Origin of the sequence: uncultured Porphyromonas sp. (assembly GCF_938046015.1) — a bacterium.
GTDB lineage: Bacteria > Bacteroidota > Bacteroidia > Bacteroidales > Porphyromonadaceae > Porphyromonas.
The window spans coordinates 1-14,767 of the sequence record NZ_CALIXW010000010.1; the positions used below are offsets into that span (position 1 = coordinate 1).

General features: G+C 63.1%; 11 protein-coding genes, 2 tRNA genes and 1 pseudogene. 1 reads left to right on the forward strand and 13 read right to left on the reverse strand.

The window, feature by feature from the left end; translation table 11 throughout:
- The 11 genes and pseudogenes from Q0248_RS01240 to Q0248_RS01290 all read right to left on the reverse strand — a co-directional run.
- A pseudogene (locus tag Q0248_RS01240) lies at positions 1-950 on the reverse strand (oxaloacetate decarboxylase); the annotation flags it as partial.
- 31 nt (positions 951-981) lie between these two features.
- Positions 982-1,737 carry an RsmE family RNA methyltransferase gene (locus Q0248_RS01245; RefSeq protein ID WP_299318779.1) on the reverse strand — a complete coding sequence of 252 codons (756 nt, stop codon included), beginning with the start codon at positions 1,735-1,737 and terminating at the stop codon, positions 982-984.
- 917 nt (positions 1,738-2,654) lie between these two features.
- The gene (ribF, locus tag Q0248_RS01250) at positions 2,655-3,578 is read right to left on the reverse strand and encodes a riboflavin biosynthesis protein RibF (protein WP_299318781.1); all 924 of its coding nucleotides are present in this window, start codon (positions 3,576-3,578) and stop codon (positions 2,655-2,657) included.
- Positions 3,563-4,957: a peptidoglycan DD-metalloendopeptidase family protein gene (locus Q0248_RS01255; protein WP_299318783.1), complete on the reverse strand. Its 1,395-nt coding sequence runs from the start codon at positions 4,955-4,957 to the stop codon at positions 3,563-3,565. Before Q0248_RS01255 ends, ribF begins: the two co-directional genes overlap by 16 nt.
- Positions 4,954-5,823, reverse strand: coding sequence for a DUF4292 domain-containing protein (locus Q0248_RS01260; RefSeq protein WP_299318784.1), 870 nt, complete (start codon positions 5,821-5,823; stop codon positions 4,954-4,956). Before Q0248_RS01260 ends, Q0248_RS01255 begins: the two co-directional genes overlap by 4 nt.
- Entirely contained in the window at positions 5,789-7,624 is a 1,836-nt protein-coding gene (locus Q0248_RS01265) for a tetratricopeptide repeat protein (protein WP_299318787.1), read from the reverse strand. Before Q0248_RS01265 ends, Q0248_RS01260 begins: the two co-directional genes overlap by 35 nt.
- Positions 7,625-7,773: 149 nt before the next feature.
- A tRNA-Glu gene (locus Q0248_RS01270) sits at positions 7,774-7,848 on the reverse strand.
- 44 nt (positions 7,849-7,892) lie between these two features.
- Positions 7,893-8,147, reverse strand: a complete 255-nt coding sequence (rpsT, locus tag Q0248_RS01275) for a 30S ribosomal protein S20 (protein ID WP_211788579.1) — start codon at positions 8,145-8,147, stop codon at positions 7,893-7,895.
- Positions 8,148-8,175: 28 nt separating this feature from the next.
- A tRNA-Glu gene (locus Q0248_RS01280) sits at positions 8,176-8,247 on the reverse strand.
- Positions 8,248-8,420: 173 nt separating this feature from the next.
- Entirely contained in the window at positions 8,421-9,188 is a 768-nt protein-coding gene (locus Q0248_RS01285) for a nuclear transport factor 2 family protein (protein ID WP_299318793.1), read from the reverse strand.
- A 200-nt stretch (positions 9,189-9,388) separates the two neighbouring features.
- Positions 9,389-9,706 (reverse strand): helix-turn-helix domain-containing protein, encoded by a 318-nt coding sequence (locus tag Q0248_RS01290; protein ID WP_363316752.1) that lies wholly within the window; start codon positions 9,704-9,706, stop codon positions 9,389-9,391.
- Positions 9,707-10,251: 545 nt separating this feature from the next.
- Here Q0248_RS01290 and Q0248_RS01295 point away from each other — a divergent pair.
- Entirely contained in the window at positions 10,252-12,684 is a 2,433-nt protein-coding gene (locus Q0248_RS01295) for a TonB-dependent receptor (protein ID WP_299318794.1), read from the forward strand.
- 168 nt (positions 12,685-12,852) lie between these two features.
- Here Q0248_RS01295 and Q0248_RS01300 read toward each other — a convergent pair whose 3' ends face one another.
- On the reverse strand, positions 12,853-13,659 hold the full coding sequence (locus Q0248_RS01300; protein ID WP_299318797.1) for an RNA methyltransferase: 807 nt from the start codon (positions 13,657-13,659) through the stop codon (positions 12,853-12,855).
- A gap of 132 nt (positions 13,660-13,791) precedes the next feature.
- A complete protein-coding gene (locus Q0248_RS01305; protein ID WP_299318800.1) occupies positions 13,792-14,613 on the reverse strand; it encodes a DUF2807 domain-containing protein in 822 nt (273 codons plus the stop codon).
- Positions 14,614-14,767: the final 154 nt, after the last annotated feature.

Consider the following 14,767-nt stretch of genomic DNA (forward strand, 5'->3'; position numbering starts at 1 on the left):
CCCTTGAGGTCAGCCATCATCGAGCCCATCATACCACCAGGCAGACCGCAGCCTACGAGCAGCGAGGACATGAGGAGGTTGGAGGGGTTGATGAAGTAGCCGAGGAAGTCGTCGATGAACTCCTGCGTCAGGGCACGTGCCTTCATGTAGGCATCCATGTTGATGTCGGCGACCTTGAAGCCCGCATCGATGAGCATCTCACGGATGGTGATGACGTCTGGGTGGATCTTACCCCAGGACAGCGGCTCGATCGCCACGTCGACGATGTCGGCACCATTGCGGCAGACCTCCAGCATAGAGGCAACGGAGAAGCCAGGACCCGTATGGCCGTGGTACTCGATGATGACCTCGGGGTGCTTGGTCTTGATAGCCTTGACCAGGCGACCGAGGAAGGCGGGACGCCCTACCCCAGCCATGTCCTTGAGACAGATCTCGGGGGCTCCTGCGGCGATGAACTGATCGGCTAGGTCAGCATAGTACTCTACCGTGTGCACGGGCGAGTGCGTGATACAGAGCGTAGCCTGGGGGATCATGCCGGCCTCCTTGGCGTACTTGATGGAGGGGATGACGTTGCGTGGGTCGTTGAGCCCGTCGAAGATACGCGTGATGTCTACGCCCTGCGCCTTCTTGACCTTATACATCAGGCGACGCACGTCAGCGGGCACGGGGAACATACGCAGACCATTCAGACCACGGTCGAGCATGTGCGTCTGGATACCCGCCTCGTTGAGGGGCTTGGTGAAGGCGCGCACGGCCTTATTGGGGTTCTCGCCGTAGAGAAGGTTGACCTGCTCGAAGGCACCACCGTTGGTCTCGACGCGGGCGAAGCAGCCCATCTCGACGAAGACAGGAGCGATACGCTCGAGCTGATCCTTACGTGGCTGATACTTACCCGAGGACTGCCACATGTCGCGGTAGATCAGGCTGAACTTGATTTCTCTCTGTTCCATAAGAGTTGATCGATTGATAAGGTATGTATAGTTATTCTTGTCTCGTGGTAGTGCTCTGGGCAGATCGGTCCATCTGGTCGAGGGTGTGCAGCCACTGTAGGGCCACTAGCCCCGCCGTCTCGGTGCGCAGGCGGCTCTCCCCAAGGGTAATGGGCTGATAGCCGCGCTCGAAGGCGCGCTGCAGCTCCTCCTCGGTGAAGTCGCCCTCTGGTCCTATAGCCACCAGCGTATCCGCCCCTGCCTGCCAGCAGTCGGAGATGAGGCGACGCTCGGGCTGCAGCTCCCCGCGGCAGTGGGCGATGAGCTTGACAGCCGCGGGATGCTCCTCTAGGAGCTCGGCGAAGGGTACATCCACACGCAGCTCGGGCAGCCAGGCCTTGTGGCTCTGCTTCATGGCGCTCTCGATGATGCGCTCTAGGCGCGCCTCGTTGGTATGCTTGCGCTCGGAGTGCTTCACCCGAAGGAGGATGAGCTCGTCCACGCCGAGCTCGACGGCCTTCTCCAGCGTCCACTCGATGCGCTCCATGCTCTTGGTCGGGGCGAGGGCCAGCGTCAGGCGGCCGCGCCAATAGGGCGGCCAGCGCTCCTCATGCATCAGCTCCACCAGGCACTGACGCCTGTCGGTAGCCGCCACCCGCAGCTCGTAGAGCGCGCCACGGCCATCGGTAGCCAGCAGCTCATCCCCAGGCCTGACGCGTAGCACGCGCAGCGCATGCTGCGCCTCCGCCTCGGGCAGGGCCAGCTGCTCCTTCACCTCGGGAGCGTAGAAGAGGGGCCAATCCTTCATGATTCGTTTCCTATCCGTTTACTCTACCAAAGTTAAGCCTTTTATCCCGAACAAGGGGCATGTCATGGAAAGAATTCCGTAATTGCCCCACCCTCCCCTTCAGCGGCGCAAAAACCTGCTCACATTGAGCGAAAGTGCGCAAAAGAAGAGCGCTCCTTCTAGCCCAGCAAAGCCCCGTATCCACGACCCTCACGAGCTCCAGCAAGCAAGGCAAAAAGGCCCTCCGTCCCGCCGCCGCCCGCCGGTTCTTCAAGGACCGCCGTGCGGCCCACGCCCCCACAAGGCAAGCCCCACTAAGCCACGTGCTAGAGCCAAGCAAAGCCTCAGCCGAACTCATCCCAAGCCCTACCCCACCAAGCCTCGCGACAGACAGCAGCCGACCCAAGGGAGCGAGCAAGCGACCCGCAAGCCCGCAGCGATGCGCGAGCACCGAGCGCGCTCTGCGAGGGATATCCGTCAGCGCGCTGAGTGACATCCCTTGCGAGGCTGAGGGGTATCAGTCAGAGCACCGAGGGACGTCCCTCAGCCGACCGAGGCAGAGCCGTCAACTCCACTAGGGGCACAAGAAGCCACGAGCCCCGAGCGCCCCGAGTAGCGCGCTGAGCGGTATCTAAAGCACCCACGCGAATAGCGCTCAGCGCAAGGAGCACCCCACCCGAGCTCGACGACCAAGCCAGCAGTACGCACACAAGGCTCCCCTTCCTCCACCCCACACACCCCTAGCACTGCACCCCGAAAGACTGTGCGGAGGCAACAAGACCCAAGGGTAAGAACACACCAGCGGCGCGGCGGCGCGACAGACACCACACGTTCCACGTGGAACATCAAGTCTCGAGCGGGGTCAAACATAAAGCAAGGCGGGCGGACGTTCCACGTGGAACATCCGCCCGCCTTGCTCTAGGGACTCAGAAAAGGAGCTAGGGATGCGCTGCGAGGTAGGCGCGCGTCTCGTCGGCATAGACCGAGAGCGCTGCCTTGAGTTCGTCCAGCGAAGCGAAGCGCCGCTCGGGAGCCAAGCGGCTCAGCAGCTCGACGCGCAGCTCCGCACCGTAGATATCAGCGTCGAAGTCGAAGAGGTGCACCTCGATGGAGGGCTCTAAATTACCCCCAAGCGTGGGGCGCGAACCGAGGTAGAGCATCCCGCCCCGCTCGGGCACGAAGTACTTCGACCCAGGGAGACTATACACGCGGCAGGCATAGACACCTGCGGGAGGTAGCAGCTGCAGGGGATCGAGGCGCTGGAGGTTGGCCGTGGGGAAGCCGAGGCGTCGCCCAAGCCTTTGTCCCGAGACCACCACCCCACTGCAGGAGTGCGGGCGACCTAGGAGCTCCCTAGCCTCCTCCATCGCGCCCTCGGTGATAGCGCGACGGATGGCGGACGAACTGATCGGGCGCTCATCGCCGTAGAGCAGCGCCACATCGCGCAGCAGCGTGATGCCGCAGTCCGCAGCCAGCGCCTCGTACTCCTCGGCACTCAGCTGACGCCCATCCGAGCCGAAGCAATGGTCATAGCCGAGAAAGAGGTGCGTCACCCCGTAGTCCCTCGCCAGGTGGCGCAGGTACTCCCCTGCCCTGCATGCCGCGAGCTCGCGCGTGAAGAGCTCCACCTCCACAGCGTCCACACCCGCGGCATAGATATAGGCCACGTTCTGAGCCAGCGGCAGGAGATGCGGCGGGGCGGCCTCGGGGCGTAGGAGCTCGGCAGGATGCGGGTCAAAGGTCAGGACAAGCGTACGCCCTCCGAGCTGGCGGGCAAAGGCCTGCATGCGCGCGAAGAGCTGCTGGTGCCCGCGATGTATCCCGTCGAAGCTGCCGAGGGTAGCGACTAGCGCCTGATCCATGAGAGCGGGTTGAGCTTGGTACGTTCGTGCCACAGCTGGAAGTGCAGCAGCCTATCGGCAGAGCCGTCGGGTGCGGCACCTATAGCGCCCAGCGCTTGCCCCGTAGCTACGTGCGCCCCCTGCGAGACAGAGATGCTGCTGAGGTTGGCATAGACGGTCAGATAGTTCCCGTGACGCAGGATGATGGAGGTGCCGTAGCCGGGGATGACGAAGATGCGGCTCACCACGCCCGAGAAGACAGCGTAGGCTTGGCCCGCTGAGCGGAGGCCGAAGTCTACCCCACCGCTCGAGACCTGCACGCGGCTATGCTGGCTATGCTGGTGCACGCCGAAGGTGCGGAGCAGCGAATAAGCGCCACGGATAGGCGCTGGGAGGCGGCCCTTGTTCTGCTCGAAGGAAGAGGCCAGCGCGCGTTCATTGGCGTCCATAGCATAGCCTCCTGGGGTCGCAGCGCGGCGTGGCTCATCGCCTAGATCCTCCTGCGGACGGGGGCGCTCTACGGGCTGTTCGGCGGGCTGTGGCTGCCCTGGTTTATCGCGGGGGATCGTGGGTCGTGCGGCGCGCTGGGCAGCCTCACGACGGCGACGTGCCTCCTCCTGACGGCGGCGCTGAGCCTCGGCGCGCTGCTGGGCAGCACGTATCTCAGCCTCGACCTGCTGCTGAATGCGGCGGTCAAGCTCCTCGGCACGCTGGCGCTGCTTGGAGAGATCCTGCGCTAGCAGCTGTTGCTGCCCCTTGAGCTCCTTGACGGAGGCCTGCTGCTGCTGTTCCTGGCTCTCGAGCTTCTTCTGCTCCTGGACGCGTAGGCTCAGGAGCTGCTCCTTGGCGGCATGCGTACGCCCTACCTCCTGCTTGGTATGCTCGATGCGGCTACGCGTATCTCTCAGCCCCTCTGAGGCTCGGCGCACGGCCGAGACATAGCGGCTAAGGAAGCGCTGACGCTCACGCGCCTGACTGGGCGAGGAAGAGGAGAGGACGAAGATCATCGGGTCGATATGCGCGTCGATACGCTGTAGCTGCCTCAGCGCCTCGCTATAGCGCTGTAGGAAGCCCGACTCCTCGCGGTGCAGCTCGGAGATACGTCCTGTGAGGGAGCCGATCTGCTGCTCGAGGCCCGAGATCTCACTGCCGAGGACGCTGACCACCTGCTTGCGCTGGGCGACCTGCTCCTGCACGATCTTGAGCGAGCGCTCCTGCTGCTTGGTGCTCTTGCGGAGCTCCTGCAGCTTACGGTCCGAGGCGGCGATGTTCTTCAGGAGCTGCTTACGCTCCTGCTCCAGGCGCCGTAGCGTGCGCGACTGCTGCGCTTGAGCGAGGCTCGGCACAGCCATCAGCAGCGTGAGACCTAGGACAAGGCTGGATATAGGGCGGTGCATCATAGCTTGGAAAGGAGCTTAACCAGCTCGGAGAGGTCTATGCGCTCGTAGCTGGGCTTTATCTTTATGGTGAGGTCAGGCAGGGCTCCCTCGTGGCGCTTCAGGCGTGACCAATCGAGGCTGAGCTCGCTCTTGCCCTTGCCTGCGCCACGCTGCAGCGCGATGGTCGTCACCTCAGGCAGCCCGCGCTGCATGCTCTCCGCGCTGTAGCTGTAGCGTGCCGTGAGGAGCGGAGCGGCGTGCATCGTGCTCTGGTAGTAGCGCGCCTCGGTAAGGCGGGAGGCGCCGTTGAGCTCCAGGTGGACCATGCGCTTCTCCCGATCGAGGAAGGTAGCCGTCGCTCCCGCCTGTGTGGGGCGGAAGCTCTCGAGGCGCATGCTCCCCTTGCCTAGGTTGGGCTTAGCCAGCAGTAGATACTCTACATCCGCGTAGCTCAGGGGAAAGCCCAGCAGGCGCGAGAGCTCTGCGAAGCTCGCCTCAGCATAGCGCCCGTGCATGCGGTCGATGACGGTGATCCCCTCGGGGGTGAACCACACACGTGCGGCCTCCACCAGCGGGAAGGGGACGACCGACCAGTAGATGGTCTGTCCCTTGACGATCGTGGCGTTGATGCGTGTGCTCAGCGATTGCGCCCCGAGCTGCAGCTCGGCATCAAGCGCACCACGCAGGACCGAGGCGTAGGGTGCCTCCCCCACGATCTGTGCCTCTAGCGAGCGCTGCGTGGGGCCTGAATAGTCGACGCTCACGGCCGGGTAGTCCTCTTCGCTGGAGCTCGTAGTACGGATGATGCCGCAGCTGGAGAGGGTGAGGAGCCCGAGGGCTAGCGCCAGAGGCTTAGCGCTGCTGGCGCTGGATCTTTTTCTTTGCATCGTTGATCTTCTTCTTGAGTGTGGGGAGGGTGGCACGTAGCTCCTCGGCCTGCGAGGGCTCTAGATCGGGCTCGGCGAGCTTCTTCTGATAGGCGGCCTCAGCGAGCGTCCAGTAGCGCTCCGCCTCAGCCCAATCGGCCTCGGCAGCAAGGATGTCACCCATATGCTCATACATGTCGGCCGAAGCGCTCTCCCCTGCCTCATCGAGGGCCTTGCGCTGGTAGAGCTTCGCCAGCGTATAGTTCTTGCGCAGGAGATAGATGTAGGCGTAGGTATCTAGGATATGGGCGGCCTTGGGGCTGAGCTTGACGGCTTGGCCTGCTAGACGCTCGGCCTTATCGAGCTCCTGCCCTGCTTTCGCCAGGCGATAAGCATAGTTATTGAGCACCTCGGGATCGGAGTCGTAGGCGGCGAGTGCTGCCTCGTAGTATTCATTGGCCTTGGCACGCTCCTCCTTCGTTCCCGAGGCGTAGAGGTCGGCCAGCAGCCCGAGGATACGCCCTGGGCCTATGCCTGTCTTAGGCTCGACCTCCTGGCAGGCGCGCTCCAGCGCTACGCGCGCCTCCTCGCGCTTACCTGCGGTATAGAGGTCAGAGGCTGCTGTGATATGGTAGCGCCAGTCGGTGGGGACATATCGGAGGGCTTCGCGCGCCACACGGCCGATCATAGCCTCATCCTCTAGCCCTACGGCGTCTTGGAAGTATTCGTCCCACACCCAGGCTTCGTCAGCTCGCTGCTTGGACGCGGGCTCCAGAAGGGCTATAGCCTCCCGGTAGCGCTCCTTGTAGCGTAGCAGCTGGACGTAGTACTGCAGTGCCGCCTTGGGGTCGAGCTTCACGAGCTGCTCTATATAGGGCAGGTACTTGTCCTGCAGCAGGGCGTTCTGCGCCTCCTGCTGGCTAGAGGAGATGAGTGCCCAGAGTTGGAGCTTCTCCTCTGTGGGGAGCGTCGTATCCTGATTGACGCTCGCCAAGAGCCGCTCGGCATCGGCGTACTTCTTACGGTCGACCGCCTGGTGCACGCGTAGGACGACGGCATCGCTAGGCTTGAGGTAGCCCTGGCGCTGCTTGTCCTTGAGGAACTTATCAAGGAGGTCATCTAGCCTGCGATCTATGAGGTAGAGAGCGTAGTCGTAGTTCGCAGCACGGTCATCAGGGAAGAGCTCGAGGCGTCGGTAGTGCTCGTCGAAGATGCGACTGCCCTCCCCCGCCATCCTGAGCAGCTGGATCTTCATCTGCGTGACCTGTGCGTAGGCGTCGACGTTGCGCCCGAAGTGCTCCTGCAGCTCACCGCAGAGCTCGATGGCCTTCTTTAGGTCGCCCGAGCGGGCGTAGAGCTGCACGAGACGGTAGCGCATATCATCGTTGTCGGGATCAGCCTTAGCCAGCTGCTCTGTGATACGCAGGGCATCCTGCATCCGCTCCCTGCTGAAGTAGGCCGAGACCAGTGTCTGCGCGTAGTCGCGACGACTGCTATCGGCACGATAGGCCAGCTCGAGCAGCGGCAGACTCTCCGCCTCACGACCGAGGTCAGCAGCCACACGCCCCAGCAGATAGGCGATGTCGCCATCCTCAGGGGCCAGTGCGTGGGCGTGGCGCAGCAGCTGATAGGCCGAGCGCGGCTGCTCGGTACGGTAGGCGAGCACCGCCTGATAGTAGTATTCGGTGGCCTTGGTGAGGCTGTCCTCACGCGCTGCCGACTGGGGGTGCTGGGCACGAGCCTGGAGTCCCTGCCCTACCAGGAGCCCTAGCCCCAGCACGCAGAGGAGGCATGATTTCTTAGCATCCGTCCTTGACTTCATATTATCCTTAACGTCTTAGATCTCTAGACTTATACCTCTGGTTCGCCTGCCTTGGGAAAGGCCCTGCGACCTATCCTAGCCAGCCCCCTGCCAGTGTATGCGATCAAAAAAGCAATAGCGCCAACCCCGTATGGAGCTGGCGCTACGTGTGGTAGTCCATAGGAGAATCGAACTCCTCTTTCAAGGATGAAAACCTTGCGTCCTAACCGATAGACGAATGGACCGCCTGTTCTGCCCTCACTCCTAGGAGCTGGCAGCGTGATGTCTCTTAGCCGAGGCGAGCGATCTGACGAGCGAGCTTGCTCTTCAGGTTAGCAGCCTTGTTCTTGTGGATGATGTTCTTGCCAGCGAGGCGGTCAAGCATGGAGCTAAGCTGTGGCAGTGCCGCACGTGCCTCTGCCGCATCCGTCAGAGCACGGAAGCGACGAACCGCGTTACGCATGGTCTTTGCGTAGTAGCGATTGTGCAGACGACGAGCGTTAGTCTGACGAATTCTCTTGATCGATGACTTATGATTTGCCATTTCTTAATTCTTCTCTTGTTTGTTCTTGTAGCCCATAGGAGAATCGAACTCCTCTTTCAAGGATGAAAACCTTGCGTCCTAACCGATAGACGAATGGGCCGACCTAGTAGCAAGCGCACCCCTAAGGGCTCACTTGCGAGTGCAAAGTTAAGACAAATAATTGAATCTACAAATTGCCCGCAGAAATTCCCCGCACAGGGCAGCCCCCTTCCGAAAGCCAGCGGAGACTGCAGGGTGGAGCGGGGGGAAAGCGGCGTCAGAGGTGAAGGAGGGCTAGAAGCCGAACTTGCCGTTCTGGTTCTGATGCTGGTCTGCGGGCAGCACGGGCTCTACAACATCCCAGTGCTCGGCGATCTTGCCGCCCTCCACGCGGAAGAGGTCGTAGAAGGCCACGGCCTTGCCAGCGAAGCTCCCTTCACTTATGGCGAGGACGAAGTTTCCCTCACCGAGGACCTTGTGCACACGACTGTAGACCACCGCTACGCCCTGCTTGGCCATAGCCTCGAGGGCAGCTCCCAGCCCAGAGGAGCCGTCGGCGATGTCGGGATTGTGCTGGATATACTTGTCTCCATCGAAGTAGCTGGTCAGCTTCTCAGGGGCCTTGCCCATCAGGACATCGGAGACGAACTGTGCGACGAGCGCCTTGTTGGCCTCTGTCTTATCCAGGTCCTTGAGCTCCGTGGCCCCGTCGATCATCGTGTGACCGCTAGGGTTGGGGGTAGTGGGCTTCTCCTGGAGATTATCCCAGTGCTCCACGATCTTACCGTCCTCAAAGCGGAAGACGTCGAAGCCGATCTTGGGGCCGAAGAAGTTATAGTCCGTGTGGGCGAAGACGTAGTCTCCATCCTGGAAGGCGCGCACGGTGTTCACACGGGCGGAGCCTGCGGGCAGGGCGGCGAGTGCTTCGCCGAGGCCAGCCAGGCCATTCTTAATCCCGGGATTGTGCTGGATGTACTTGGCAGGGTTGATCACTGCTACGGGGGCGCTATCTCCAGTCTCGATGCTCTTGAGGAGCGCTACTACTTGTTCTTTCTTGTTCATAGGGGTATTTGCTTGCTTGGTGGATACTTGGGACGAGGTGCAGCTGACGAGTGCGAGAGCTGTCGTCAGGAAGGTGATTGCTTTGATGTTCCTTCTGTCTGCTGTTCTTTTCCTTTGACACTGCAAAGGTAGCGCCAGCCCGACGCCCTGCGCTTATCCATCTAGGCGAGTGTAGGGTAAATCTCCGCCGCCCCTCTGCCCTAGTCTAAGTCGTGCTGTGCACGGAACTCTAAGGGGCTCATACCCGCATGCTTACGGAAGAACTTATTGCAGTTCGTCGGCTCATCGAAGCCTAGGGCGTAAGCGATTTCCTTCACCGAGAGCTCGCTGTAGACGAGGTAGCACTTGATCTCCAGTAGGCGGCGCTGATCGAGGTAGGCCTTAGGGCTCATACCCAGTGCCTGCTGGAGGGCACGTGCCAGCTGCTTCTCGGGGACTCCGAGGCGCTTCAGATAGTCCTGTACATTATATAGAGTGCGGTGCTGCGCCTCTACTTCGTCGACGAAGCGCTTGGTCAGCTCCGCCCCGCCCCCCTCAGCCCCACGACTCCCTCAGCTTTTACTCCAAGCACCCCCATCCTTAGCCAGACCACCCCACCCCTTTTAGGCTACTGTCTTGCTCCCTTAGCCTCCAAGCTCTCCCCCCTTATTCCCTCCCTTCTCCCGAGCAGTCGCTCCGCACGGCACAGGTCTAAGGGGAGGTGCTGTGGCTGATATCCCTCAGCGGGCTGAGGGGCGTCAGTCAGCCCCGCGAGAGCCGTCAGTCACGCCGCTGAGGGATATCAGTCAGAGCGCTGGAGCTATAGAGGGAGCTCAGCGGGGCGCTAAGCGAAGGCAGCTGCCTCACCGCACTCAGCATCATCCTGCAGCTAAGGGAGAAGGCCTCCGAGCCTCGTCTCCAGCGCCAGACACAGATCGATCATAAGCCCTGGCAAGCAAGGCGGCGGAGCTCGGCGCTTTGCAGTACTTTTGTTTCGAAGCGCGGCTTGGAGCTCGGTAGGAGCGGAAGCTAAGGGCACGCAAGCAAAAGAAGGAAACACCCACAGCAACTCCAGGACATCACTATGACAAGACATTTACTCAGGCTGCTCCTCGTGGGGCTCGGCATCAGCTACGGGCTCAGCGCGAGCGCTCAGACCAAACTCAGCAGCGCTCAGACTAGGCTCAGCAGCAGCGCCCAGACGAAGCTCAGCGGCCGCATCCTCGATGAGCAGCGCAAGGGCGTGGAGGCAGCTATCGTGCTGCTTATTACTTCGCCCGACAGCGTGCTGGTGGCCTCGACGCTGACCGACAGCCTGGGGCGCTTCTCCCTCTCGGCGCGCAAGGGGAACTTCGTCCTCTGCGTCCGCAACCTCGGCTACAAGGAGGCCAAGCGCAGCCTGCGCCTCGAGGCCTCCGAGCAGCTAGCTGACATCCTGCTGGAGCCCGAGGCGCAGGCCCTCGACAAGGTCGTCGTCACGGCGCGCAGGTCCCGTCCGCTCACCACCGCCACCCAGGGCAAGATCCAGATCCACGTGGCGCAGTCCTACCTCAGCGACCTAGGCAGCGCGCTGGACGTCCTGAAGCATGCCCCCGGCATCACGGTCAGCAGCAAGGGCGAGGTCTCGCTGGCGACGATCGGCGGGACAGCCCTCTACATCAATGGGCGAAAGCTGATGCTGCAGGGCGAGGAGCGTACGGCCTACCTTCGCTCCCTCTCCTCCTCCAAGATCGCCCGTATCGAGAGCTCCCCCAGCCCCAATGCGAGCTTCGGGGCCGACGGTGCGGGAGGCATCATCAACATCATCCTCAAGGCCACCGAGGGCGAAGGCTTCTTCCTCTCGACCTCCCACAGCGCCGCCTACTGGGAGCACCTTAGGCAAAGCTCCGACCTCGCCCTCTCCTACAACAGGAGCAAGTGGCAGCTGGGGCTCAACTACAGCCACAGCATCGGCCACCACGCCATGGACTACGGCTACGAGAAGCTGCAGGGGGGTGATCGCAGCGTCTCGACGACGATCGACACCGACAAGCGCAATACCTACGCCGCAGGGCTGGACTTCGCCTGGCAGCCGAGCCCGAGGAGCCAGTTCTCCCTAGGCAGCTCTGCCAGCCTACTCGCTGGCCCTGGCCTCACAGAGACGAGCACCGAGCTCTACAAGGGCGAGCACACGCTCACGAGCATCCTCGAGGCGCGCAATGACTATACCCTGCAGCAGACGCTCCGCTACAGTCAGAGCGCGCACTACCGCTACAGCCCCTCCGAGCGTCAGCAGCTCTCCCTCTCGGCCGACTGGACGCACTTCGACGGTAAGGCACGCTGCGAGCAGCCCAACGACTACTATTCCCCCTCCCATACGCTCCTGCGGTCGGAGCTCTTCTACTCGCAGCCCGAGAAGGAGATCGACATCTACGCCCTGCTGGCAGACTACAAGTACGCCCCCAGCGCAGGGAGCGAGCTCCTCTCGGGGCTCAAGGGCTCCCTCATCAAGAGCGGCAATAGCTTCGTCTTCACCCGCAATGGGCTCCTCGATCCCCAGCGCTCCAACCGCTTCTACTACGATGAGGCGAACCTCGAGGCCTACACGCAGTACACCCACTCCTGGGACCGGCTCGAGCTCAGCGCAGGCCTACGCCTGGAGTACATGCACACTCTCGGCAGGCTCCGCACCCAGACGGCGCAGGGATCCGAGGAGCACCGCGGCAGCCGTCTACGCCTCTTCCCCAACCTCAGCCTAAGCTATACACTCCCCGCGGGGAGCAAGCTCAGCCTCCTCTACAGCCGACGGCAGGACAAGCCCCGCTACGAGGACCTCAACCCCTTCGAATACCTCCTCGACGAGCTATCCTACTGGAAGGGTAACCCCTTCCTCCGCCCTCAGACGAGCGACAAGATCCTCCTCAGTTACAGCCTCCGAGGCCTCTCACTCAGCCTCTACTACACGCGGCTGGAGGACTACTTCACTGGGATCACTGATGCTATGGGGCAGGACAAGACCGTCATGACGACCAAGAACATAGGCCGCCAGCAGCAGGCGGGGCTCGAGGCCGTGTACTCGAGACGCCTCACCCCCTGGTGGGACTTCAGCGTCAATGTGGGCCTCTACTACTTTGTTAACCGCCTAGACTATGAGCACTACCAGCAGACCTATCGGCGCCCCTCCTGCTCCGTCTCGGCGAGCAACAGCCTCCTGCTGCCCCTCGGGCTCAACCTAGAACTCTCGGGGCGCTACCACTCCACCCGACAGGGCGGGAGCTATGAGCTCAGTAAGCCCACAGGCAGCATCGACCTCGGGCTGAATCGCAGCTGGCAGGGCGGACGGCTACGTCTGGCGCTCCTCCTGACCGACCTCTTGCACAGCGAGCGCTGGGACAGCTACGGGACGAAGGGCGCCCTCAGCCTCTCCTCCTGGGGCCATGGCGAGAGCCGCAAGCTCATCCTTCGGCTCAGCTACAGCCTCGGCAAGCAGAAGTACCCCAAGCAGGAGCAAAAGCTCGAGGAGGTCAATAGACTCTAGCCCCAAGCCTCGGGCGCGAAGCCCGCAGCCCCAAGATACGACAGCGCCCCCCAGCCGTGGCTGGGGGGCGCTGTCGTGCTTGGTCCCTCACGCCTTAGTGTGAGGGAGGAACGACCTAGGACGGGGGCGAGCTAGAGAGCGGCGGGACGCTGCGGGCAAGGCTGGCCCTTAGCGCCGCGGGCGCAGCTCCCAGATGGCGACAGCGGCGGCCGCGGCTACGTTGAGCGAATCCACCTCGTGCGCCATGGGGATACGTACCACGAGGTCCGCCCCTGCGATCGTCTCGGGCGCGAGGCCGTCGCCCTCCGTGCCGAGGATGAGCGCCAGACGCTCCAGCTCCACGAGGCGCGGATCACCCAGCTCGAGGGCGTCCTCACGGAGGGCCATCGCTACCGTGGTGAAGCCATAGTCCCGCAGCCGCGTCAGCGGGGGCGGGATCCAGGTCCAGGGCACGAGGAAGGTAGCGCCCATAGAGACGCGTGCCGAGCGCCGCGTGAGGGGATCGCAGGAGCCAGGCGTCAGCAGCACAGCATCCACCCCGAGGGCTGCCGCGGAGCGGAAGATCGCCCCGACATTGGTACTATCCACTACCCCATCGATGACGACTACCCGCCGCGCCTTCGCCAGCAGGGTCTCCAGCGCGGGCGGCTCGGGGCGACGCATCGCCGCCAGCACCCCACGCGTGAGGGTATAGCCCGTGAGCCCCGCCAGCAGCGCACGTGCCCCCGTGTAGACGGGAATCGTGCCGCAGCGCTCGATGAGCGAGGCTGCGTCGCCCTTGATGTGCCGCTCCTCGGTCAGGAGTGCTATGGGGCTGTAGCCCGCGTCGAGCGCTCGGTGGATGACCTTAGGACTCTCGGCGATGAAGACCCCCTGCCCGCTCAGCTCCTGCTGGCGTAGCTGGGCCTCCGTCAGCGAGGCGAAGAGGGCGAGCTCGGGGTACTCGTCGAGCGAAGTGATGGGGATAATGGGCATAGGCTTAGCACTAGGGGGAGGGATAAAGGGCAAGCGAGCAGGCAGCTCGCCTCGCCGCAGGGAGTGGAGCGCTCCGCGGGAGGGCTGCTGACGCGGCGGCTAGAGCTGCGGGGCATTCGGCGGCTACGCCGCCTAGTCGGCGGAGACGCTGCTGGCGCCCGTCACCGAGCGCTCGCCGAGGACGGGGCGCCCACGGTAGCTGAGGCGCGAGGCCCCCGAGAGGGCATAGCTGAGGGCCTCCATAGCTCCGATATGCGCCGTCGAGGCGCCGCTCAGTTCCACCGAGACGACGCGCCCCTGGAGCTCAGGAGCCTTGAGCGTGCTCGCGCCCTTGAGCTCCATCTTGAGCTCGTCGACGTAGCCCTCGAAGCGTGCCGAGCTCGCCCCCTCTAGCTCCAGCTGGCAGGCCTCATCCACAGACACCCGCCCCGAGGCTACGCTGGCACCCGCGGAGGAGAAGAGGAACTTGCCCGCACTGAGCCGCAGTCCCGTGAGCGTCGAGGCGCCCGAGAGGATCAGCCTAAGGCTCGGCGTCGTGATGCTATCGACGAGCTGCGCCCGCGCCGAGGAGCCGAGCTCCAGCCCGCGTAGGCTCGTCACCCAGACCTCCGCCTTGGCGCCCTTGCGCGACCAGCGCCCGAGGAAGCGGCCGAAGCCCGTCTGCTCCTTGCGCGAGGTGATGAGCAGAGCCTTGCCATCGGTGCGCAGCTCCAGCTCGCGCCGCACCTGCTCGGGCATTTCGGGGTCGAAGACGATGGCCGTACGCTCCCCGACGTGCACCTTGACATCAATGGGGAAGTCTACGATGAGCGCCTCGCAGTCGGGCAGACGCGTGCTGTCAACCTTGGTGAAGTTCGCGTGTGAGGTGCTCAGGCGGCAGGATGAGAGACAGAGTAGTGAGAGGGTCAGGACGAGCAGCAGGCTCGCTGGACCTAGGGGGTACTTGGTATTCATAGCCGTAATCTATTAGCTGGGGTCATCTAGCTCAAAGGTAGCACATTCTCCTAGACCGAGCCTCGAGGGCAGGCAGAGGTAGGCTGCAATAGTAGCTCTAGCCGCACATCACGGAGGCCAGTAGCGGAGGGGAAAGCCCCAGCGGGGCGACCCT

What these genes read in the sequence shown, in the direction of transcription:
- Q0248_RS01245 (WP_299318779.1), bottom strand. Translation starts at nt 1,737, where the DNA reads ATGAAGGATTGGCCCCTCTTCTACGCTCCCGAGGTGAAGGAGCAGCTG.
- ribF (WP_299318781.1), bottom strand. Translation starts at nt 3,578, where the DNA reads ATGGATCAGGCGCTAGTCGCTACCCTCGGCAGCTTCGACGGGATACAT.
- Q0248_RS01255 (WP_299318783.1), bottom strand. Translation starts at nt 4,957, where the DNA reads ATGATGCACCGCCCTATATCCAGCCTTGTCCTAGGTCTCACGCTGCTG.
- Q0248_RS01260 (WP_299318784.1), bottom strand. Translation starts at nt 5,823, where the DNA reads ATGCAAAGAAAAAGATCCAGCGCCAGCAGCGCTAAGCCTCTGGCGCTA.
- Q0248_RS01265 (WP_299318787.1), bottom strand. Translation starts at nt 7,624, where the DNA reads ATGAAGTCAAGGACGGATGCTAAGAAATCATGCCTCCTCTGCGTGCTG.
- rpsT (WP_211788579.1), bottom strand. Translation starts at nt 8,147, where the DNA reads ATGGCAAATCATAAGTCATCGATCAAGAGAATTCGTCAGACTAACGCT.
- Q0248_RS01285 (WP_299318793.1), bottom strand. Translation starts at nt 9,188, where the DNA reads ATGAACAAGAAAGAACAAGTAGTAGCGCTCCTCAAGAGCATCGAGACT.
- Q0248_RS01295 (WP_299318794.1), top strand. Translation starts at nt 10,252, where the DNA reads ATGACAAGACATTTACTCAGGCTGCTCCTCGTGGGGCTCGGCATCAGC.
- Q0248_RS01300 (WP_299318797.1), bottom strand. Translation starts at nt 13,659, where the DNA reads ATGCCCATTATCCCCATCACTTCGCTCGACGAGTACCCCGAGCTCGCC.
- Q0248_RS01305 (WP_299318800.1), bottom strand. Translation starts at nt 14,613, where the DNA reads ATGAATACCAAGTACCCCCTAGGTCCAGCGAGCCTGCTGCTCGTCCTG.